Origin of the sequence: Dickeya sp. MK7 (genome assembly GCF_000406305.1) — a bacterium.
GTDB classification, from domain to species: Bacteria; Pseudomonadota; Gammaproteobacteria; order Enterobacterales; family Enterobacteriaceae; genus Dickeya; species Dickeya fangzhongdai.
Genome location: NZ_CM001984.1, coordinates 4,837,108 through 4,856,988, shown reverse-complemented (window position 1 = coordinate 4,856,988; position 19,881 = coordinate 4,837,108). Strand labels below are relative to the sequence as shown.

The window sequence follows — 19,881 nt, the reverse complement described above, 5'->3', positions numbered from 1 at the left end:
TTTTCTTATTATAAATTTAATAGATAAATATAAAGTAATTCCGTTTATTAATATTTATTGATGGCGATATTGGCTGGTCGCCGGCGAACTGCGGTTCGTTGAAGGCGCAATTTGGCCCGAATGTATCGATAAATGACCTTCGGGCCGCTGCCGGGCGTATGGTTTTCCGAGCACAATGACGGCCATCCGCAATATGCTTAAGACCAGGGAACATCATCATGAATATTACCCAGATCAGAAACGCCACGCTGAAAATCAGCTTTGCCGGTAAAATTTTTCTCATCGACCCGATGCTGGCCGAAAAAGGCGCCTATCCCGGTTTCGAAGGCACGCTGAACAGCCACTTGCGTAACCCGTTGGTGGACCTGCCGGTCACGCTGGAGAACCTGTTTGCCGGTGTGGATGCGGTGATTGTCACCCACACCCATCTCGATCACTGGGATGATGCGGCTAAAATCCACCTGCCCAAATCATTACCGATATTTGTCCAGCACGCGCAAGACCGGGAAATGATCCAGGCCGCCGGGTTCGGCGATGTTCGCCTGTTGACCGAACAGAGCGCAATTGGCGATATCACGCTGATCAAAACGCCGGGCCAGCATGGCAGCGACGCGATTATGGACGCGTTGCACGACAGGCTGGGTGACGTGTGCGGCGTGGTGTTCCGTCACCCGCAGGAGAAAACGCTGTATCTGGCGGGCGATACGGTCTGGAATGCATATGTGGCTGAAAACCTGCGTCGTTATGCGCCGGAGGTCATTGTTCTCAATTGCGGCGATGCGCAAATCGTCGGGTTGGGGTCGATCATCATGAACCAGCAGGATGTGCTGGCTGTGGCGCAACACGCGCCTAATGCGACACTCATCGCCAGCCACATGGAAGCGGTTAATCATTCGGCGCTAAGCCGTGCGGCCCTGCGTGATTTTCTGCAGCAAAACGGCGTGGCGCCTCAGGTGTTGATCCCGGCGGATGGTGAGTCCTGTATGCTGTAACGGGTATCTGGAACGGGTGATGACGAAGCGGGAGGAACGAGACGTGAGCATGCGTATTCCGTCGGTCGCGGTGGTGGCCTGCAATCAGTTCAGCCCGTTTCATTTATCGGTGCCCTGCATGATTTTCGGCGATGTGCTGCCGGGGCAGCCGCTGTTCAGGCTGCGAATTTGCGCCGGCGAAGAGGGCGTGCTGCGTTCCGCACAGGGGTTGCAGGTTGATACCCCGTTCGGGCTGGACGCGCTGGCGGAGGCCGATATCGTCGTGGTGCCCTACTGGCGTAACCCGCAGGAGATGCCGAACCCGGCGCTGCTGGCGGCGTTGGCGGCGGCCTATGCGCGCGGCAGCCTGCTGGTCGGATTGTGCCTGGGCACCTATGTGCTGGCGTGGGCCGGGCTGCTCACGCAGCGCAAGGCGGCGACGCACTGGGAACTCGCGCAGGATTTTCAGCAGCGTTTTCCCGATGTCCATCTGGATACTCACGCGCTGTACGTGGAGGATGAGCGGCTGATTACCTCGGCGGGCACGGCAGCCGGGCTGGATTGTTGCCTGCATCTGGTCAGGAAGTACCACGGCAGCGCGATCGCCAACAAAGTCGCCAGAAGAATAGTGATCCCCCCGCATCGGGAAGGCGGCCAGGCGCAGTTCATCGAGCGGCCGGTGCCGGTATCCACGCAGGATGCCAGAATCAACGCGCTGCTGGACTACCTGAGAAGCCGCCTCGACCAGCCCCATCACCTTGATGAACTGGCGCGTCGGACGCTAATGAGCCGCCGCACGTTCACCCGACAGTTTCACAAGGCCACCGGCATGTCAGTCGGCGAGTGGCTGATGGCGGAGCGCCTGCAACAAAGCCAGACGTTGCTGGAGTCCACTACGCTGTCGATCGACGCCATTGCGGAGCAGGTCGGCTTCGGTACCGCCACATCGTTGCGCCAGCACTTCCGCCGCCAGTTCAACGTGACGCCCGGCGAGTGGCGCAAGGCGTTTCAGGACACCCGTACGCCCTCTTCACCGTAGCGACAGCAACGATAACGCGTTTTCCGGTTGTCCTAAAACGTCACCATATGCCTTCCTGCAAAGGAACTCTTTTTCAGCCTTCGCTACTCATCGGCTAGATGAACCAACGGTGCAGGTGAAAAATGAGCACGCTTTTTTAAGTACGCAGCAGTTGCAGTCGTCATCGGTCGATGTCAGAAAGCTACTGGATCACGGTTCTCTGGAAGTGAATGGTAAGACATACCGTATTAGCGCGGCGTAGGGCGCCAAAATCAACGTTGAATTGGCCACCAAAGCCAAGGGCTTCTTCAACGCGGTAGAAAATATGATAGGGTCTTCCGGCGAAAGTAAAGCTATCTCCCAGATACTGGAAAGCAAACCGCGTTTGGTGCGCTCGAATGCCATGCATGTTCTGGAAAAAAACGATCTGGCGGCGGCATCGTCAAGCCAGGCTGGCAAGGCGCAGACCAGCATCAGCCCGATGCCCACAGATCATTCTCGACAGAAACTGCAACAGTGGGCCGGGCAGGCCAGACAGAATAGCCATCCCACCGAACGGGATATTTATTTGATTTATAAATCGGATAAACCGAACCTTCCCAAGGTCGACCCTGAAGAGGGGAAAGCCATGCTACGCCGGTCAATCCGGCTGGACGGCACCGGTGTTTTTCCACAGCACACCGGGCCGATAGGTAAAGACCTGATGAAAGGGTATTTACAGAATAACCCCCAAGCGGCGCATGATTTTATTATGTTCAGGCGGAACGACACCAGTGACGCGGAGCCCTCCAGCAGCAGGATCACGCTTAGCATTCATCAGAAAAATGCGGCGAAACTACCGGAGATATTGCACGCGCTGATCAGGGATAAAGACTACTTACATACGGCAAAAATCGCGCATCCCTCCTTTTTTGGGCAGGATACCGACAGCGTCATTCTTTATCTGAATGGTCATCTTGGTGAAGCGACGATCAATTCAGCGCAGAGTCAGGCCTGATTCACCGGCAAGCATCCGATGGGTGCCGCCGGTTTGGAGCGTGTACAGACTCAGCGTTATTTCCCAATACAAAAACTGGAAAAAATCCGTCCCAGCAGGTCATCGGAGGTGAATTCGCCGGTGATTTCGCTCAACGCCTGCTGGGCCAGCCGCAGTTCTTCGGCCAGTAGTTCGCCGGCGTAGGCGCCGACTAATTGTTCATGCCCTTGTTGCAGGTGCTGCGCCGCTTGCTCCAGTGCCTGTAAGTGGCGGCGGCGGGCCAGAAAGCCCCCTTCGGTGTTGCTGGTAAAACCCATGCTTTGCTTAAGATGGTCGCGTAACAGGTCTACGCCATTGCCGGTGCGGGCGGAGAGGCGGATAAGTGAGTAAGTATTCACATCTTCAATGCCCAGCGGTTCGCCGGTGACATCCGCTTTGTTGCGCACCACGGTAATGGGCAATGTTTTCGGTAATCTCGCCATAAATTCCGGCCAGATAGCCGCCGGTTCCACCGCGTCGGTGGTGGTGCCGTCCACCATGAACAACACCCGGTCCGCCTGTTCGATTTCCTGCCAGGCGCGCTCAATGCCGATGCGTTCCACCTCATCGCTGGCGTCGCGCAGCCCGGCGGTGTCGATGATATGCAGCGGCATGCCGTCGATGTGAATATGCTCGCGCAGCACATCGCGGGTGGTGCCGGCGATATCGGTGACGATGGCGGCGTCGCGCCCGGCCAGTGCATTCAGCAGGCTGGATTTACCGGCATTCGGCCGGCCGGCTATCACCACTTTCATGCCTTCGCGCAGCAGGCTGCCCTGACGCGCTTCGGCGCGTACCGCGCCAAGATCGCCGATCACGTCGTTGAGCATGGCTTCGATTTTGCCGTCGGAGAGGAAGTCGATTTCTTCATCGGGAAAATCAATTGCGGCTTCCACATAGATTCGCAGGTGAGTAAGTGCTTCCACTAATTGGTGGATGCGGGTGGAAAACACGCCCTGCAGCGAGTTGACGGCGGAGCGGGCCGCCTGCTCGGAACTGGCGTCGATCAGGTCGGCAATCGCCTCGGCCTGCGCCAAGTCCAGCTTGTCGTTCAGAAACGCCCGTTCGGAGAATTCGCCGGGGCGGGCGATGCGCACGTCGGGCAGCGCCACTACTCGTCTGAGTAGCAGATCGAGAATCACCGGGCCGCCGTGCCCCTGCAGCTCCAGCACGTCTTCGCCGGTAAAGGAGTTCGGACCGGGAAACCACAGGGCAATCCCCTGGTCGAGCACGCTACCGTCGGCGTCATGGAAAGGCAGATAATCGGCGTAACGCGGTTTGGGCAGCTTGCCCAGCACCGCCTGTGCGACTGCCGAGGATTGCCGGCCGGAGATGCGCAGAATACCTACGCCGCCGCGTCCCGGCGGGGTGGCTTGGGCAACGATGGTGTCGGTATGGCTCATGGTGTTCTCTCTACATTCTCGCCTGCTTTCAGGCGCTGTTATGGGATCGTATTTATATAAAAAATAAGGCGGTCAGTGACCGCCTTATAGTGAGATTGATTGGGCAATCAACCGGTTATTTCTTCTCGCGGCTATGCAGGCCGCGTTTTTCCAGCCCGCGATAAATCAGCTGCTGCTGGGCGATGGTCACCAGGTTGCTGACGATATAGTACAGCACCAGACCCGACGGGAACCACAGGAAGAACACGGTGAAGATCACCGGCATGTAGGTCATGATCTTCTGTTGCATCGGGTCGGTAACGGTAGTCGGCGACATCTTCTGAATGAAGAACATGGTCAGACCCATCAGGATCGGCAGCACGTAGTACGGGTCCTGCGCCGACAGGTCATGAATCCACAGCGCGAACGGCGCGTGACGCAGCTCCACCGAGCCCATCAGCATGTAGTACAACGCCAGGAAGATCGGCATCTGGATCAGCAGCGGGAAGCAGCCGCCCAGCGGATTCACTTTCTCAGCCTTGTACAACGCCATCATTTCCTGACTCATGCGCTGTTTATCGTCGCCGATACGCTCGCGCATCGCCTGCAGTTTCGGCTGCAGCATGCGCATTTTCGCCATCGAGGTGTACTGCGCTTTGGTCAGCGGGTACATGATGCCGCGCACGATAAAGGTGATGGCGATGATCGAGAAGCCCCAGTTGCCGATAAAGCCGTGCAGGAACTTCAGCAGTTTGAACAGCGGCTGGGAGATGAACCACAGCCAGCCGTAATCCACGGTCAGGTCCAGATGCGGCGCGACCGTCGCCATCTTATCCTGAATTTCCGGGCCGACCCACAAGGTGGCGTTCAGGCTCTGCTGGCTGCCCGGCTGTACGATAACCGGCGTGGCCTTAAAGCCGATGGCGGCTAAGCCATTGCCCAGGTTGGCGCTGTAGAACGTGTTATTACCCGCAGCCGCCGGTACCCAGGCGGTAGCGAAGTACTGCTGCAGCATGGCGACCCAACCGCCCTGCGTGTTGATATTCAGGTTCTCTTTCATATCGCTGAAACTGTATTTGCGATATTTGTCGTCGCTGGAAGAGAACGCCGCGCCGCGGTAGGTGTGAAGGGCGAAGTTATTGCTGCCGGTGTCGCGGTGCGACGGCAAATCAATGGACTGTTTCAACTGGCCGAACAGGGTCAGCTCCAGCGGCTGGGCGCTGGCGTTATTGACGCCGTATTCCACGTTCAGCGCGTATTCGCCGCGTTTCAGCACGAAAGTTTTGGTGAAGCTAACGCCGTTGGCGTCGGTGTAGGTCAACGGAATCCGCAGTTCATTTTGGCCGTCGGCCAGTTCAAAGCGATCCGCCGGCGCGGTGTACAGCGGGCGTGAACCGTTGGCCGGGTTGTCCGGGCCGTTTTTGCCGGTCAGGCCGCTCTGCGCCTGATAAGTAAAGGCCGGGGTAGTTTCCAGCAGTTTGAACGGCTGGTTGGAACCCAGCTCTGCCGGGTAGGCCAGCAGGTCGGCTTCTTCAATGTCGCCGCCGCGAGTGTTGATGTTCAGCGACAACACGTCGGTTTTAACGGTGATCAGTTTACCCGTACCGCTGGCAGGTACGCCCTGGTTGGCTGCATCGCCTACAGCGCCATTCGCCTGTTGCGTGGTCTGGGTCGCCGCGGGTGGATTTTTGTCCGTTTCCCACTGCTGCCAGATCATGAACGTTACGAATAGCAGAGCGATGAGAAGAAGATTGCGTTGCGAATCCATCGTTAGTGTTCTCTGTTATTGTCGGGTTTTGGCGGTACGGGATCATCACCACCAGGGTTCAAAGGGTGGCATTTTAATACGCGTTTAAGCGTCAACCAACTGCCTTTTATCATGCCGAACCGGCGTATTGCTTCAATGCCATATTGGGAGCACGACGGCTGAAAGCGGCAGTGCGGTCCAAGTAGCGGACTGATAAAGCGTTGATACCCGCGTATCAGGCCAATCAGCAGGCGTGAGCCAAACGACAGTGACGGCGCCATAATTTTTCCAACGCTTCCGTTAGCGTACGGTTATCCAGTTCAGACACCCCTTTTTTGGCGATGACGACAAAGTCCATCGCGGGCAGTTCGTGCTGGTGCAAACGAAAACTTTCACGCGTCAGGCGCTTGATGCGGTTGCGTTCGTGAGCCCGTCTGACGTGCTTTTTTGCGACGGTAAGACCAATACGAGGGTGCCCCAGCGTATTTGGGCGACCGAGGATGGTGATCTGCGGCGTACCGGCCCGTTGTGGCTGCTGGAAGACGAAAGAGAAATGGCTGGGAGTTAACAGACGTAACTCCCTGGGAAAAGCGAGCGTAACCACTCGAAGGGTTAGCTTTTATTACTTGGAAACAGTCAGACGAGTACGGCCTTTCGCACGACGGCGGGCCAGAACCTGACGACCATTTTTAGTGGCCATACGAGCACGGAAACCGTGGCTACGGTTACGCTTCAATACGGACGGTTGGAAAGTGCGTTTCATGGCGATTTCTACCTAAACTTGATTTAAGACTTCACAGTAAACGCGTTTGGCTACTCGGCGTGAAAAGTGACCGACGCCTCTATCGCATAATAAAGAGGCGGGATTGTAATAATTGTACAGTCCCGAGTCAATTAACATCCGCGTTTTACCCGCCTGAAACTTTCCGGTTGTCCCGGACTTTTCGTCTGCTAAGCACAAAAACTGTCCGCTCAGCACAGAAAACAGGCGCTACGCGCAGGCCGGGAATTATACGGACTCTGCGACAAAGCGCAAGGATCCGCCTGCGATCCTGTCGGCGGGATCATGATCCGCATCACCGCTGATCGTCCCGATTACGTTTATGCTTAAGACCTTTTTGGGATCTACAGGCGGGTTGTGGGTAACCGCACGGACGGCCCGTATGGAAAGCCGGAGTTGGCGCATACTATAAGAAGAGCCTGTGGATAAAAAGGATCAAAACTGTGTGGAAAGGGGAGATCTCTGGCGTGGTTTAGGTTATGATCCGCCGTCCCGCTAGCGATCCCAGGATCGGGATCGTCACGGTAAAGCCGCTTTCCGCGTGGCGCACCCCGGCGCAGCCTTATCCATGCGTAGCCGGGTGCCTGAAAAATCATGAGTTACATAACTAACGTCTGTTCCTTTTCTTGATTGACCTTGTTCGAGTGGAGTCCGCCGTGTCACTTTCGCTTTGGCAGCAGTGTCTTGCCCGTTTGCAGGATGAGTTACCTGCCACAGAATTCAGTATGTGGATACGCCCGTTACAGGCGGAACTGAGTGACAACACTCTGGCGCTTTACGCCCCTAATCGTTTTGTACTGGATTGGGTGCGCGATAAATACATCAATAATATCAATGGACTGTTGAATGATTTCTGCGGCATGGATGCGCCGTTACTGCGTTTTGAAGTCGGCAGCAAGCCGGTGACGCCTGTTGTCGTTCCAGCCGGCCACCACAGCGCTACCGTACCCGCGCCTCAGGCGCGCGCCGCTTCGCCGGTGCGCCCGAGCTGGGAAACCCCGGCGGCGCCGGCCGAGCATACCTACCGCTCCAACGTGAACCCCAAGCACACCTTTGACAATTTCGTGGAAGGTAAGTCCAACCAGCTGGCCCGCGCGGCGGCGCGTCAGGTGGCGGACAACCCCGGCGGCGCTTACAACCCGCTGTTTCTGTACGGCGGCACCGGCCTGGGTAAAACCCACCTGCTGCACGCGGTGGGCAATGGCATTATGGCCCGCAAGCCGAATGCCAAGGTGGTGTACATGCATTCCGAGCGTTTTGTGCAGGATATGGTTAAGGCGTTGCAGAATAACGCTATCGAAGAATTCAAACGCTATTACCGCTCCGTGGACGCGCTGCTGATCGATGACATCCAGTTTTTTGCCAATAAAGAGCGTTCGCAGGAAGAGTTTTTCCACACATTCAACGCCTTGCTGGAAGGCAACCAACAGATCATCCTGACGTCGGATCGTTACCCTAAAGAGATCAACGGGGTGGAAGATCGTCTCAAGTCCCGCTTCGGCTGGGGGCTGACCGTCGCGATCGAGCCGCCGGAGCTGGAAACCCGCGTGGCGATCCTGATGAAGAAGGCGGACGAAAACGATATTCGCCTGCCGGGCGAAGTCGCGTTTTTCATCGCCAAGCGCCTGCGTTCCAACGTGCGTGAGCTGGAAGGCGCGCTGAACCGCGTGATCGCCAACGCCAATTTTACCGGCCGGTCGATCACCATCGATTTTGTGCGCGAAGCGCTGCGCGACCTGCTGGCATTGCAGGAAAAGCTGGTCACCATCGACAATATTCAGAAGACGGTGGCGGAGTACTATAAGATTAAAGTGGCCGACCTGTTGTCCAAACGGCGTTCACGTTCGGTGGCCCGTCCGCGTCAGATGGCGATGGCGCTGGCCAAAGAGCTGACCAACCACAGCCTGCCGGAGATCGGCGACGCGTTCGGTGGCCGTGACCATACCACCGTGCTGCATGCCTGTCGCAAGATCGAGCAGCTGCGCGAGGAAAGTCACGACATCAAAGAAGATTTTTCCAATTTAATCCGAACCTTATCGTCATAACATCATGAAATTTATCGTTGAGCGTGAGCATCTGTTAAAACCGTTGCAACAGGTCAGCAGCCCGCTGGGCGGGCGACCGACGTTGCCGATTCTGGGCAACCTGTTGTTGCAGGTCAGCGAAGGTCGGTTATCGCTGACCGGTACCGATCTGGAAATGGAGATGGTGGCGCATCTGGCGCTGACGCAGCCCCATGAACCGGGCGCGACTACCGTTCCGGCCCGCAAGCTGTTCGATATTTGCCGTGGTCTGCCGGACGGCGCGGAGATTTCCGTCACTCTGGAAGGGGATCGGATGCTGGTGCGCTCCGGGCGTAGCCGCTTCTCTTTGTCCACGCTGCCGGCGGCGGACTTCCCCAATCTGGACGACTGGCAGAGCGAGGTGGAATTCACCTTGCCGCAGGCGACGCTGAAACGCCTGATCGAAGCCACCCAGTTCTCGATGGCGCATCAGGATGTGCGTTACTACCTGAACGGCATGCTGTTTGAAACCGGCGGCGAAGAACTGCGCACCGTGGCGACCGACGGTCACCGTCTGGCGGTGTGCGCCATGCCGGTCGGGCAGTCGCTGCCGTCGCATTCGGTGATCGTGCCGCGTAAAGGGGTGATGGAACTGGTGCGTCTGCTGGATGGCGGCGATACGCCGCTGCAGTTACAGATCGGCAGCAATAATATCCGCGCCCATGTCGGCGATTTTATCTTTACCTCCAAACTGGTGGATGGCCGCTTCCCGGATTACCGCCGCGTGCTGCCGAAAAACCCGGACAAGACGCTGGAAGCGAGCTGCGACCTGCTGCGTCAGGCGTTCTCCCGTGCGGCGATCCTGTCGAACGAGAAATTCCGCGGCGTGCGGCTGTACCTGAACCAGAACCAGTTGCGGATCACCGCCAACAACCCGGAACAGGAAGAGGCGGAAGAGATTTTGGATGTGGAATACGGCGGCACGGAGATGGAAATCGGCTTTAACGTCAGCTACGTGCTGGATGTGCTCAACGCGCTGAAATGCGAAGACGTGCGTCTGCTGCTGACCGATTCGGTGTCCAGCGTCCAGATCGAGGATGCGGCCAGTCAGGCGGCGGCCTACGTGGTCATGCCGATGCGTCTGTAATCCCGCGCGGCGGGCGTCCGCTTTTGCTCGTTTTCACACGCCGCGCCATCAGGTGCGGCGTGTTGTTATCGAGATGTTGTTATCGGGATGGTGGCGTGAGCGTGCGAAAACGTCCGGTATGGGCAAGAAATCAAGCAGAATGGTTGTAACATGGCGCTGACCCGTCTTCTTATCCGCGATTTCCGTAATATCGAATCGGCCGATCTGGCGCTGATTCCCGGCTTCAATTTTCTGGTGGGCGCCAACGGCAGCGGCAAGACCAGCGTGCTGGAAGCCATCTACACGCTGGGGCACGGGCGGGCGTTTCGCAGTATTCAGGCTGCCAGAGTGATTCGCCACGAGCAGGCCGAATTTATTCTGCACGGCCGTATTGAGGGGCAGGAGCGCGAGCGTTCCGTGGGCTTGAGCAAGAACCGCGACGGCGACAGCACTGTGCGCATCGACGGCAGCGACGGCCACAAAGTGGCGGAGCTGGCGCAATTGCTGCCTATCCAACTGATCACCCCGGAAGGCTTTACCCTGCTTAACGGCGGCCCTAAATATCGCCGCGCCTTTCTGGACTGGGGCTGTTTTCACAACGAACCCGGTTTTTTCAGCGCCTGGAGCAACCTCAAGCGGCTGTTGCGCCAGCGTAACGCGGCGTTGCGTCAGGTCAGCCATTACGGGCAACTGCGCGCCTGGGATCGGGAACTGGTGCCGTTAGCCGAGGGCATCAGCCAGTGGCGCGCCGACTACAGTGCCGCCATCGCGGCGGATATCGGTTCCACCTGCGCTCAGTTTTTACCGGAATTTTCCCTGAGTTTTTCCTTCCAGCGCGGCTGGGACAAAGAGAGCGACTACGCTGAACTGCTGGAGCGCCATTTCGAGCGCGACAGGCAGTTGGGCTATACCGCGCTGGGGCCGCACAAGGCCGATTTTCGCATCCGCGCCGGCGGCGTGGCGGTCGAGGACATGCTGTCCCGCGGCCAGCTCAAGTTGCTGATGTGCGCGCTCAGGCTGGCGCAGGGGGAGTTTCTTACCCGGCAAAACGGCCTGAAGTGCCTGTACCTGATCGACGACTTCGCCTCCGAACTGGACAGCACCCGTCGCCGCCTGCTGGCCGAGCGGCTGAAGGCGACGCAGGCGCAGGTGTTCGTCAGCGCCATTACCGCTGAGCAGATTAGCGACATGGTGGGCGAAAATGGCAAGATGTTCCGCGTGGAACAGGGTAAAATAACCGTTCAATCACAGGACTAAATGAGCGAGAAACGTTGATGTCGAATTCTTATGACTCCTCAAGTATCAAGGTATTAAAAGGGCTGGATGCGGTCCGTAAACGCCCGGGGATGTATATCGGTGATACGGATGACGGAACCGGTCTGCACCACATGGTATTCGAGGTGGTGGACAACGCTATCGACGAAGCGCTCGCTGGCTACTGTAAAGATATTGTCGTCACCATTCATGCCGACAACTCGGTATCGGTGCAGGACGACGGCCGTGGTATTCCTACCGGCATCCACGAAGAAGAGGGCGTGTCCGCCGCTGAAGTCATCATGACCGTGCTGCACGCAGGCGGTAAGTTTGACGACAACTCCTACAAGGTGTCCGGCGGTCTGCACGGGGTGGGGGTATCGGTGGTGAACGCCCTGTCCGAGAAGCTGGAACTGGTTATCCGCCGCGAAGGCAAGGTGCATCGTCAGGAATACCGCCACGGTGAACCACAGGCGCCGCTGAGCGTGACGGGCGACGCCGACACCACCGGCACCACGGTGCGTTTCTGGCCGAGTCTGGAAACCTTCACCAATGTGGTCGAGTTTGAATATGACATTCTGGCCAAGCGCCTGCGCGAACTGTCGTTCCTCAACTCCGGCGTGTCCATCCGCCTGCGCGACGAACGCGAAGAGAACAAGGCCGATCATTTCCACTACGAAGGCGGTATCAAAGCTTTCGTCGAGTACCTGAACCGCAACAAGACGCCGATCCACCCGCAGGTGTTCTATTTCAGCGCCGAAAAAGACGACATCGGCGTGGAAATCGCCATGCAGTGGAACGATGGTTTCCAGGAAAATATCTACTGCTTTACCAACAATATTCCGCAGCGTGACGGCGGTACTCATCTGGCCGGCTTCCGCGCTGCCATGACCCGTACGCTCAACAACTACATGGACAAGGAAGGCTACAGCAAGAAAGCCAAAGTCAGCGCCACCGGCGACGACGCGCGCGAAGGGCTGATTGCCGTGGTGTCCGTGAAAGTGCCGGATCCGAAATTCTCGTCCCAGACCAAAGACAAGCTGGTGTCTTCAGAGGTGAAATCGGCGGTGGAATCGCTGATGAACGACCGTCTGGTGGACTACCTGATGGAAAACCCCAACGACGCCAAAATCGTGGTCGGCAAGATCATCGACGCCGCCCGCGCCCGTGAAGCCGCGCGTAAGGCGCGTGAGATGACCCGCCGCAAAGGCGCGCTGGATCTGGCCGGCCTGCCGGGCAAACTGGCGGACTGTCAGGAACGTGACCCGGCGCTGTCCGAACTCTACCTGGTGGAAGGGGACTCCGCGGGCGGCTCCGCCAAACAGGGCCGTAACCGTAAGAATCAGGCCATTCTGCCGCTGAAAGGCAAGATCCTGAACGTGGAGAAAGCGCGTTTCGACAAGATGCTGTCTTCGCAGGAAGTGGCGACGCTGATCACCGCGCTCGGTTGCGGTATCGGCCGCGACGAATACAACCCGGACAAACTGCGTTACCACAACATCATCATCATGACCGATGCGGACGTCGACGGCTCTCATATTCGTACCCTGCTGCTGACCTTCTTCTACCGCCAGATGCCGGAAATCATCGAGCGCGGCCATGTGTTCATTGCTCAACCGCCGTTGTACAAGGTGAAGAAAGGTAAGCAGGAGCAGTACATCAAAGACGATGAGGCGATGGACCAGTACCAGATCATGCTGGCGCTGGACGGCGCCACGTTGCACGCCAACGCTCACGCACCGGCGCTGGCGGGCGAGCCGCTGGAGAAACTGGTGGCGGATCACTACGGCGTGCAGAAGCTGATCGACCGTATGGAGCGCCGCTATCCGCGCGCGCTGCTTAATGCGCTGGTCTATCAGCCGACTCTGACGGAAGCGATGCTGAACGATCAGGCGCAGGCTCAGCAGTGGATTGACTCGCTGATTCACTATCTCAACGAGAAAGAGCAGCACGGCAGTACTTATAGCTTCCTGCTGCGTCAGTCGAACGAGCGTCATGAACCGGTGCTGCGGGTGCGTACCCACGGCGTGGATTCGGATTATGCGCTGGATCTGGCGTTTGTGCAGGGCAATGAGTACCGCAAAATCAATCAGCTGGGCGAAAAACTGCGCGGGTTGATTGAAGATGGCGCCTACGTGGAGCGCGGCGAGCGCAAACAGCCGGTCGCCAGCTTCGAGCAGGCACTGGACTGGCTGGTGAAAGAGTCACGCCGCGGTCTGGCGATTCAGCGCTATAAAGGTCTGGGCGAAATGAACCCGGAACAGCTGTGGGAAACCACGATGGACCCGGAAAGCCGCCGTATGCTGCGTGTGACGGTGAAAGACGCCATCGCTGCCGACGAGCTGTTCACCACCCTGATGGGCGACGCCGTTGAACCGCGCCGCGCCTTTATCGAAGAAAACGCCCTGAAAGCGGCGAATATTGATATCTGATAGAAACTCGTGATGGTAAAAACCCTGTCGTCGCACAGGGTTTTTTTTTCAGATATGAGCTTTGTAAGAGATAGTTGTGCTGGTTTCATTTTTTGAAATAAAGTGGCTGTTTGTACAGCCACTTCTAATTTAATCGAATTTCCTTTCCAGCTTGAGATCTAGCTTTTCCGGGAAAGAAGTACTTAGCCATTTCATTTCTTTCCAGTCAAACGGGCAGCGCTCTCCCAGGCTCTCAATATCTTTATCCTCAATACCTTGAGGATTAACCAGCGGCATGCCGATATTTGAGAGCATCAGTTCTGAAAATAAATGTTCGGTTGGCCATAAAATAGCGGATAACCATCGGTGCGGTGATTCCCAACCAGTCTTATCCGCGCTTCCTCTGCCACCACGGCCTTCTGGCATTTCAAAAATATAGTTACGCCAGTTTTTATCCCGTAATATACCACGGTAGACTTTAATGAGATCAGGTTTAGCGCTGCTTCTATCCAGACGACCCCAGTTTGCGCAATATTCGACGTTGTCGAGAATAATAATGGTATTTAGTGATGAATTTTGAATTTCCTGCAAAACTTCTTTTCGGGATATACCATCATCGATAATAAAATCCCAATTTGTCTTATGAATAATGCCATCAGTTTCAGCTATGCTGGATGCTTTTATCACAATAAGATTGAAGTTAGAGAATTGGCTTTTGTCGAAGTCTTTGGCATCACAGCTTGTTGCCTTGTATCCGATGCTATTGGATACATCAACCAGAAATTTTATGTATGCATCATCGCTTTCGATCGTGACAACGTTTATGCCTTTGCCCAGTAGGTAAAATGTTGAATTGCCACCGCCAAATTCAAGCGCCTGCATCGGGTGATCAATAAGTGCAGGATACCATTTAAAAACATTATTGAGGAAGGTCGAGAGTCCATCCGTCCACCAGGGAACGACACGAAGATTAAAAGTATTCTTGCTTGGTTGATTTTCTACTAACTCTGTCATCGGTACTTCCTCTTTATTTTTTGCCTGTGCGATACGATAGAGTATAAATTGGGGCGCTGGAGGCATAAGTCTTAAAACGTAGACAATATATGCACCATCTTATGGCACATGCGAATAAAATTCTATGTATATGCGTCAAGATACATGTTGCTGGAAAAAATAGGGCTTCCATTCTCCAGTTGGTGAATCAAGTCTCAGTGGACTGGCAAAAAAAAGCCATTTTTTCAAAGTGATGCAATCTTCCGCTATTAGATTGCCGGTATCCGCTGCCGGGTGCTGTACAGTTCCTGCGCCAGCGCCATCACGGCGGTAACCACCATAAAGATTACCGCCGACCAAAAAATGGCGGACGGGTGGCCCTGATCCAGCAGCCAGCCGAACACCACCGGGCCGCCGGCGCCGCCGATATTGAAACCGGTCGTGACCACGCCGAATACCCGACCTTCAGCGCCGGCCGGCGAGGCGTTACGCACCAGCATATCCCGCGACGGCGCGATAATACCGGAAAGAAAACCAGCGACGGCCAGAATCAGGATGGTCGCCAGCGAAGGCAGCGCATACATCGCCACGATGGCGACCAGCACGGCGGTAATGACCAGCGAGCCGGTGGCGACCATGCCGTGGTGACGGGTTTTGTCCGCCAGCGAGCCGCCGGCCAGCACGCCGAAGGCGCTGGTAAACAGAAACGCGGTCAGCGCCAGGTTGGCTTCGGTCAGCGGCATACCGTAGCCGTTCACCAGTGCGGTAACCGAGAAATTCTGAATCGAGTTGGTGCTGAGGTTGAGCAGCATAAACAGCACCAGCAGCGACAGAATCGGCAGGGTGAACACCGCCACCTTGGGCGCCTGGCTGTGCTTATTCTGCGCGGCGGCGGAAGGTGGCGCTTCCCGTTCGCCCAGCAGCATCGGTACGGTCAGCAACCCGAATATCCCGGACAGTACAAACGCGAATTCGATGCTGGTGACGGACGCGACCGCCAGCAGCACAGCGGGGGCGACGGCGGTGCCGAGGAAACCGGAAAAAGTGTGGACCGAGAAGGCGCGCCCCATGCGGTTTTCGACGATGCCACGCGACAGCAGCGCGTAATCGGCCGGGTGATAGACCGCGTTGGCCAGCCCTGCCAGCGCCATGGCTGTCAGCATCCAGCTGTAGCTGGTAAACAGGCCGAGCGACAGGAAGCACAGGCTGCCCAGCGTCAGCCCGGCGATCAGCGTGCGGCGCGGCCCGATGCGGTCGACGGCGAAACCGATCGGCGTCTGCACAATAGCGGAGACAACGTTGAATACGCCGAGTGCAACGCCGATTTCCACGTAACTGATGCCGCGCTGCGCCGAGATCAGCGGCATCAGCGCCGGCAGCACCATCATGTGAAAATGACTAACCCAGTGAGCGGCAGAAACCTGTGTCAGTAGTGGTAACTTATTTATTTTCATCGTTATTTTAATAGATTAAATGCGCGGGCGCGCAAGGATGGATTCAGCAATAAGGTTAACATATCGCCAGAACGGTTAGCCGTCTATCTTTTATGGGTGAGGGTTTTAAAATTAGCGTGGGTGCGGCAGGACGGTCGATTGCGGAAAACAAGGTGTCTGGCTGCGGCGGTTAAAAGGCGCAGCCAGAACCTGGCGTTACTCCGCCAGCGGCAGGTAAAAATCAAACCGATGGCTTTTGGTTTCCAGCGCGGACTGGGCGGGTACGCCGGCCAGCGGCGGCGCGTAGTCCGGGCGTTTGACCACCACCCGCTTTTTCGCCAGACGGCGTGCCGGCGCCAGCAGGGCATCGGCGTCATCGTCGGCACCCACCAGTGTCTGAAATACCCGCATCTCCTTTTTCACCAAGGCGCTTTTCTGCCGATGAGGAAACATCGGGTCGAGGTAGACCACGTCCGGCGGCGGGGTAATCGCGGACAACGCGTCAATGCTGGAGGCATGCACCAGCGTCAGGCGCTCGCACAGCCAGCCGCCGATTTCCGGGTCCTGATAACCGCGTTGCAGACCGTCATCCAGCAGTGCCGCCACTACCGGGTGACGTTCAACCATCCGCACCCGGCAACCGAGCGCCGCCAGCACAAAGGCGTCGCGGCCGAGGCCGGCGGTGGCGTCTACTACGTCGGGCAGATAGTCTTTTTTAATGCCGACTGCTTTGGCGACCGCTTCGCCGCGTCCGCCGCCGAAGCGGCGACGGTGCGCCAGCGCGCCGGAGGCGAAATCCACGCAGATGGCGCCCAGCTTCGGCTCGTCGCATTTACGCAGTTCCAGCCTCTCGGGGGTGAGCACCAGCGCCAGCGATGCGGCGGCGTCGTTCTCCAGCCCCCAGCGCCGGGCCAGTACCGCCAGCGCCTCGGGGTCGGCGCCGGCTTCGGTCAGTAAACCAATCCTCATTCCTGAATGCCGTAGTGCTTCAGCATGGCGTCCAGTTTGGGTTCACGACCGCGGAAGCGTTTGAACAGCTCCATCGGCTCTTCGGAACCGCCGCGGGACAGAATGTTCTCCAGGAACGACAAGCCGGTGTCGCGGTTAAAAATGCCTTCCTCTTCAAAGCGGGAAAAAGCGTCCGCCGCCAGCACGTCGGCCCACAGGTAGCTGTAGTAACCCGCGGCGTAACCGCCGGCGAAGATGTGGCTGAAGGAGTGCGGGAAACGGTTCCATTCCGGGCTTTTCACCACGGAAACCTGCGCTTTCACCTCCGCCAGCGTCTCCAGCACGCGCGCGCCTTTAGCCGGGTCATAACCGGCGTGCAGACGGAAATCAAACAGGCCGAACTCCAACTGACGCAGGATGAACAACGCCGCCTGATAATTCTTGGCGGCCAGCATCTTGTCCAGCATCGCCTGCGGCAGCGGCTCGCCGGTTTCATAGTGACCGGAAATGAACGCCAGCGCGTCCGGCTCCCAGCACCAGTTCTCCATAAACTGGCTCGGCAGCTCGACGGCGTCCCACGGCACGCCGTTGATGCCTGATACGCCGGCGGTATCGATGCGGGTCAGCATATGGTGCAACCCGTGACCGAATTCGTGGAACAGGGTGGTGACTTCATCGTGGGTAAACAGCGCCGGTTTGCCGTTGACCGGGCGGTTGAAGTTACAGGTCAGGTACGCCACCGGTTTTTGCAGTTCGCCGTCGGCTTTGCGCAGGCGGCCTACGCAGTCATCCATCCAGGCGCCGCCGCGTTTGTGCTCGCGGGCGTACAGGTCAAGGTAGAAGCTGCCCAGCAATTCGCCGCTATCGTTAAACAGATCGAAGAAGCGCACTTCCGGATGCCAGACGTCGACGCCCTGACGCTCTTTGGCGGTGATGCCGTAAATGCGTTTCACCACCTCGAACAGCCCTTCCAGCACGCATGGTTCCGGGAAGTAAGGGCGTAGCAGTTCATCGCTGATGGAATACAGGTGCTGTTTCTGCTGCTCGGCGTAGTAGGTGATGTCCCACGGGTTCAGTTCATCGACGCCGAAGTGTTCTTTGGCGAACGCGCGCAGTTGCGCCAGTTCCTGCTCCCCTTGCGGGCGGGCGCGTTTGGCCAGGTCGGTCAGGAAATCCAGTACCTGCTGCGGGTTTTCCGCCATCTTGGTGGCCAGCGATTTGTCTGCGAAGCTCGCGAAGCCCAGTAACTGCGCCAGTTCATGACGCAGCGCCAGCGTTTGTGCCATTACCTCGCTGTTGTCCCACTTACCGGCGTTCGGGCCTTGCTCGGACGCGCGGGTCACGTAGGCGCGGTACATCTCTTCGCGCAGCGCCTGATTGGAACAGTAGGTCATTACCGGCAGATAACTCGGGATATCCAGCGTCAGCAGCCAGCCTTGTTGCTCTTTGGCTTCCGCCAGCGCGTTGGCCGCCGCCAGCGCGCTTTCCGGCATACCGCTCAGCTCGTTGACGTCGGTAATCAGTTTGGTCCAGCCCATGGTGGCGTCCAGCACGTTGTTGCTGAACTGCGAGCCCAGCTCGGACAAGCGGGAGGCGATATCGCCGTAGCGTTTCTGTTGTTCCGGCGGCAGCGCAATCCCGGACAGTTCGAAGTCGCGCAGGGCGTTATCCACCGCTTTTTTCTGCGCCACGCTCAGGCCGGCGTAATGCTCGCCGTCGTGCAGGTCGCGGTAGGCGCGGTACAACCCGGCGTGCTGACCCACCCAAGTGCTGTATTCGGACAGCAGCGGCAGGCACTGTTCGTAGGCGCTGCGCAGTTCCGGGCTGTTTTTGACCGAATTCAGGTGGCTGACCGGCGAGAAAATCCGCCCCAGCCGATCATCACTTTCCGCCAGCGGCTGACACAGGTTATCCCAGGTGAACGGACCCGGCTGCGCCACCACGCGCTCGACAGTCTGACGGCAGTCGTCCAGCGCGGCCTGCACGGCAGGGAGGATGTGTTCAATCTGAATCTGGGAGAACGGCGGCAGGGTAAAGGAGGAAAGCAATGGATTGGTCATGGCACAGTCCTGAAATGTGTTGATGATGATTTAACATGGGGGGTAATGAAGGGAAAATCAATGGCCGAGGGCACAATCACGAGTACCACCAGTGCGCAACGCCGGCCGGAAAAAAGCGTCACTCATCGCATCGCGGACGAAGAGATTCAGGATGACTGGTTATAACCGGCGTAAAACCATGCCACCAGCGACGGGTTGCTGACGTCGGTAAAGAACTCCGCCACGATATCGCGCATCAGCCCGTAACGGCGGCACAGCTGCCCGGCTTCGAACGCGGCCTGTTGTCTGCCCCGTTGCGAGGCCCGTTGATGCGCGTAGCCGCAGACGTAGCCGCGGCGGTAATCGTCGCAGTAATGACGGATGTCGCTCATCGATTGCGGCGTGGAGGCTTGCAACCCTGCCAGAATACCGTCGCCAAAGTGGTTTTTCATGAAGGTCGTTTCCGGGTAGTCGATATATAAACGATTATATATCGAAAAAGCTCCGTTATTGCAGTACCGGATGACGGATCGCAGTGATTGTCGGGTTATTTTGCGACGCTAACCGTTTATATACCCGTCAGACTTCAAGTTGCAGGTGTGTTGGCTTTATTACTCGGCCCATCCCTGGGCCTCGCCCTACGGGCCGCAGCGAGCCGCGTTCAAATCTGCTCCCGGCAGAGTTGTCGCTCACCCCAGTCGCTTACTTGTGTAAGCTCCTGGGGATTCGCTGCGTCGCCGCCTGCCTGCAACTCGAATTA

The 19,881-nt window shown here is 57.5% G+C and carries 17 protein-coding genes; 7 read left to right on the top strand and 10 right to left on the bottom strand.

Annotated elements, in window-relative coordinates:
• Nucleotides 1-218 precede the first annotated feature (218 nt).
• The 3 genes from DXXMK7_RS21070 (at nt 219) to DXXMK7_RS21060 (ending at nt 2,986) form a co-directional block, all read left to right on the top strand.
• Nucleotides 219-992: an MBL fold metallo-hydrolase gene (locus tag DXXMK7_RS21070; RefSeq protein ID WP_038920706.1), complete on the top strand. Its 774-nt coding sequence runs from the start codon at nt 219-221 to the stop codon at nt 990-992.
• Nucleotides 993-1,035: 43 nt separating this feature from the next.
• On the top strand, nt 1,036-2,010 hold the full coding sequence (locus DXXMK7_RS21065) for a GlxA family transcriptional regulator (RefSeq protein ID WP_082202636.1): 975 nt from the start codon (nt 1,036-1,038) through the stop codon (nt 2,008-2,010).
• 262 nt (nt 2,011-2,272) lie between these two features.
• Nucleotides 2,273-2,986 carry a T3SS effector HopA1 family protein gene (locus DXXMK7_RS21060; RefSeq protein ID WP_038920704.1) on the top strand — a complete coding sequence of 238 codons (714 nt, stop codon included), beginning with the start codon at nt 2,273-2,275 and terminating at the stop codon, nt 2,984-2,986.
• Between the two features lie 56 nt (nt 2,987-3,042).
• Here the strand turns inward: DXXMK7_RS21060 and mnmE are convergent, their stop codons facing one another.
• The 5 genes from mnmE to rpmH form a co-directional block, all read right to left on the bottom strand.
• Entirely contained in the window at nt 3,043-4,407 is a 1,365-nt protein-coding gene (gene mnmE, locus DXXMK7_RS21055; RefSeq protein ID WP_038920703.1) for a tRNA uridine-5-carboxymethylaminomethyl(34) synthesis GTPase MnmE, read from the bottom strand.
• A 115-nt stretch (nt 4,408-4,522) separates the two neighbouring features.
• The gene (yidC, locus tag DXXMK7_RS21050; protein WP_038920702.1) at nt 4,523-6,154 is read right to left on the bottom strand and encodes a membrane protein insertase YidC; all 1,632 of its coding nucleotides are present in this window, start codon (nt 6,152-6,154) and stop codon (nt 4,523-4,525) included.
• 2 nt (nt 6,155-6,156) lie between these two features.
• A complete protein-coding gene (gene yidD / locus DXXMK7_RS22210) occupies nt 6,157-6,414 on the bottom strand; it encodes a membrane protein insertion efficiency factor YidD (RefSeq protein ID WP_013320102.1) in 258 nt (85 codons plus the stop codon).
• On the bottom strand, nt 6,378-6,737 hold the full coding sequence (rnpA, locus tag DXXMK7_RS21045) for a ribonuclease P protein component (RefSeq protein WP_013320101.1): 360 nt from the start codon (nt 6,735-6,737) through the stop codon (nt 6,378-6,380). The genes yidD and rnpA overlap by 37 nt, the downstream gene beginning before the upstream one ends.
• An 18-nt stretch (nt 6,738-6,755) precedes the next feature.
• Entirely contained in the window at nt 6,756-6,896 is a 141-nt protein-coding gene (rpmH, locus tag DXXMK7_RS22205; RefSeq protein WP_004093983.1) for a 50S ribosomal protein L34, read from the bottom strand.
• A 674-nt stretch (nt 6,897-7,570) separates the two neighbouring features.
• Here rpmH and dnaA point away from each other — a divergent pair.
• From dnaA to gyrB, 4 genes are all read left to right on the top strand, one after another.
• Entirely contained in the window at nt 7,571-8,959 is a 1,389-nt protein-coding gene (gene dnaA / locus DXXMK7_RS21040; RefSeq protein ID WP_174213722.1) for a chromosomal replication initiator protein DnaA, read from the top strand.
• Nucleotides 8,960-8,963: 4 nt separating this feature from the next.
• Entirely contained in the window at nt 8,964-10,064 is a 1,101-nt protein-coding gene (dnaN, locus tag DXXMK7_RS21035) for a DNA polymerase III subunit beta (protein ID WP_033568156.1), read from the top strand.
• Between the two features lie 150 nt (nt 10,065-10,214).
• Nucleotides 10,215-11,300 (top strand): DNA replication/repair protein RecF, encoded by a 1,086-nt coding sequence (recF, locus tag DXXMK7_RS21030; RefSeq protein ID WP_013320098.1) that lies wholly within the window; start codon nt 10,215-10,217, stop codon nt 11,298-11,300.
• Nucleotides 11,301-11,317: 17 nt separating this feature from the next.
• Nucleotides 11,318-13,729 (top strand): DNA topoisomerase (ATP-hydrolyzing) subunit B, encoded by a 2,412-nt coding sequence (gene gyrB, locus DXXMK7_RS21025; RefSeq protein ID WP_038920700.1) that lies wholly within the window; start codon nt 11,318-11,320, stop codon nt 13,727-13,729.
• A gap of 129 nt (nt 13,730-13,858) precedes the next feature.
• Here gyrB and DXXMK7_RS21020 read toward each other — a convergent pair whose 3' ends face one another.
• From DXXMK7_RS21020 to DXXMK7_RS21000, 5 genes are all read right to left on the bottom strand, one after another.
• Nucleotides 13,859-14,722, bottom strand: a complete 864-nt coding sequence (locus tag DXXMK7_RS21020; RefSeq protein WP_038920699.1) for a hypothetical protein — start codon at nt 14,720-14,722, stop codon at nt 13,859-13,861.
• Nucleotides 14,723-14,970: 248 nt separating this feature from the next.
• Nucleotides 14,971-16,155, bottom strand: a complete 1,185-nt coding sequence (locus DXXMK7_RS21015; RefSeq protein ID WP_038920698.1) for an MFS transporter — start codon at nt 16,153-16,155, stop codon at nt 14,971-14,973.
• Nucleotides 16,156-16,350: 195 nt separating this feature from the next.
• Nucleotides 16,351-17,103: a 16S rRNA (guanine(1516)-N(2))-methyltransferase RsmJ gene (gene rsmJ / locus DXXMK7_RS21010; protein ID WP_038920697.1), complete on the bottom strand. Its 753-nt coding sequence runs from the start codon at nt 17,101-17,103 to the stop codon at nt 16,351-16,353.
• Nucleotides 17,100-19,142 (bottom strand): oligopeptidase A, encoded by a 2,043-nt coding sequence (prlC, locus tag DXXMK7_RS21005; RefSeq protein ID WP_038920696.1) that lies wholly within the window; start codon nt 19,140-19,142, stop codon nt 17,100-17,102. The genes rsmJ and prlC overlap by 4 nt, the downstream gene beginning before the upstream one ends.
• A 146-nt stretch (nt 19,143-19,288) precedes the next feature.
• Nucleotides 19,289-19,573 (bottom strand): DUF2623 family protein, encoded by a 285-nt coding sequence (locus DXXMK7_RS21000; protein ID WP_038920695.1) that lies wholly within the window; start codon nt 19,571-19,573, stop codon nt 19,289-19,291.
• Between the last annotated feature and the right edge of the window lie 308 nt (nt 19,574-19,881).

What these genes read in the sequence shown, in the direction of transcription:
- DXXMK7_RS21070 (WP_038920706.1), top strand. Translation starts at nt 219, where the DNA reads ATGAATATTACCCAGATCAGAAACGCCACGCTGAAAATCAGCTTTGCC.
- mnmE (WP_038920703.1), bottom strand. Translation starts at nt 4,407, where the DNA reads ATGAGCCATACCGACACCATCGTTGCCCAAGCCACCCCGCCGGGACGC.
- yidC (WP_038920702.1), bottom strand. Translation starts at nt 6,154, where the DNA reads ATGGATTCGCAACGCAATCTTCTTCTCATCGCTCTGCTATTCGTAACG.
- yidD (WP_013320102.1), bottom strand. Translation starts at nt 6,414, where the DNA reads ATGGCGCCGTCACTGTCGTTTGGCTCACGCCTGCTGATTGGCCTGATA.
- rpmH (WP_004093983.1), bottom strand. Translation starts at nt 6,896, where the DNA reads ATGAAACGCACTTTCCAACCGTCCGTATTGAAGCGTAACCGTAGCCAC.
- dnaN (WP_033568156.1), top strand. Translation starts at nt 8,964, where the DNA reads ATGAAATTTATCGTTGAGCGTGAGCATCTGTTAAAACCGTTGCAACAG.
- recF (WP_013320098.1), top strand. Translation starts at nt 10,215, where the DNA reads ATGGCGCTGACCCGTCTTCTTATCCGCGATTTCCGTAATATCGAATCG.
- gyrB (WP_038920700.1), top strand. Translation starts at nt 11,318, where the DNA reads ATGTCGAATTCTTATGACTCCTCAAGTATCAAGGTATTAAAAGGGCTG.
- DXXMK7_RS21020 (WP_038920699.1), bottom strand. Translation starts at nt 14,722, where the DNA reads ATGACAGAGTTAGTAGAAAATCAACCAAGCAAGAATACTTTTAATCTT.
- DXXMK7_RS21015 (WP_038920698.1), bottom strand. Translation starts at nt 16,155, where the DNA reads ATGAAAATAAATAAGTTACCACTACTGACACAGGTTTCTGCCGCTCAC.
- rsmJ (WP_038920697.1), bottom strand. Translation starts at nt 17,103, where the DNA reads ATGAGGATTGGTTTACTGACCGAAGCCGGCGCCGACCCCGAGGCGCTG.
- prlC (WP_038920696.1), bottom strand. Translation starts at nt 19,142, where the DNA reads ATGACCAATCCATTGCTTTCCTCCTTTACCCTGCCGCCGTTCTCCCAG.
- DXXMK7_RS21000 (WP_038920695.1), bottom strand. Translation starts at nt 19,573, where the DNA reads ATGAAAAACCACTTTGGCGACGGTATTCTGGCAGGGTTGCAAGCCTCC.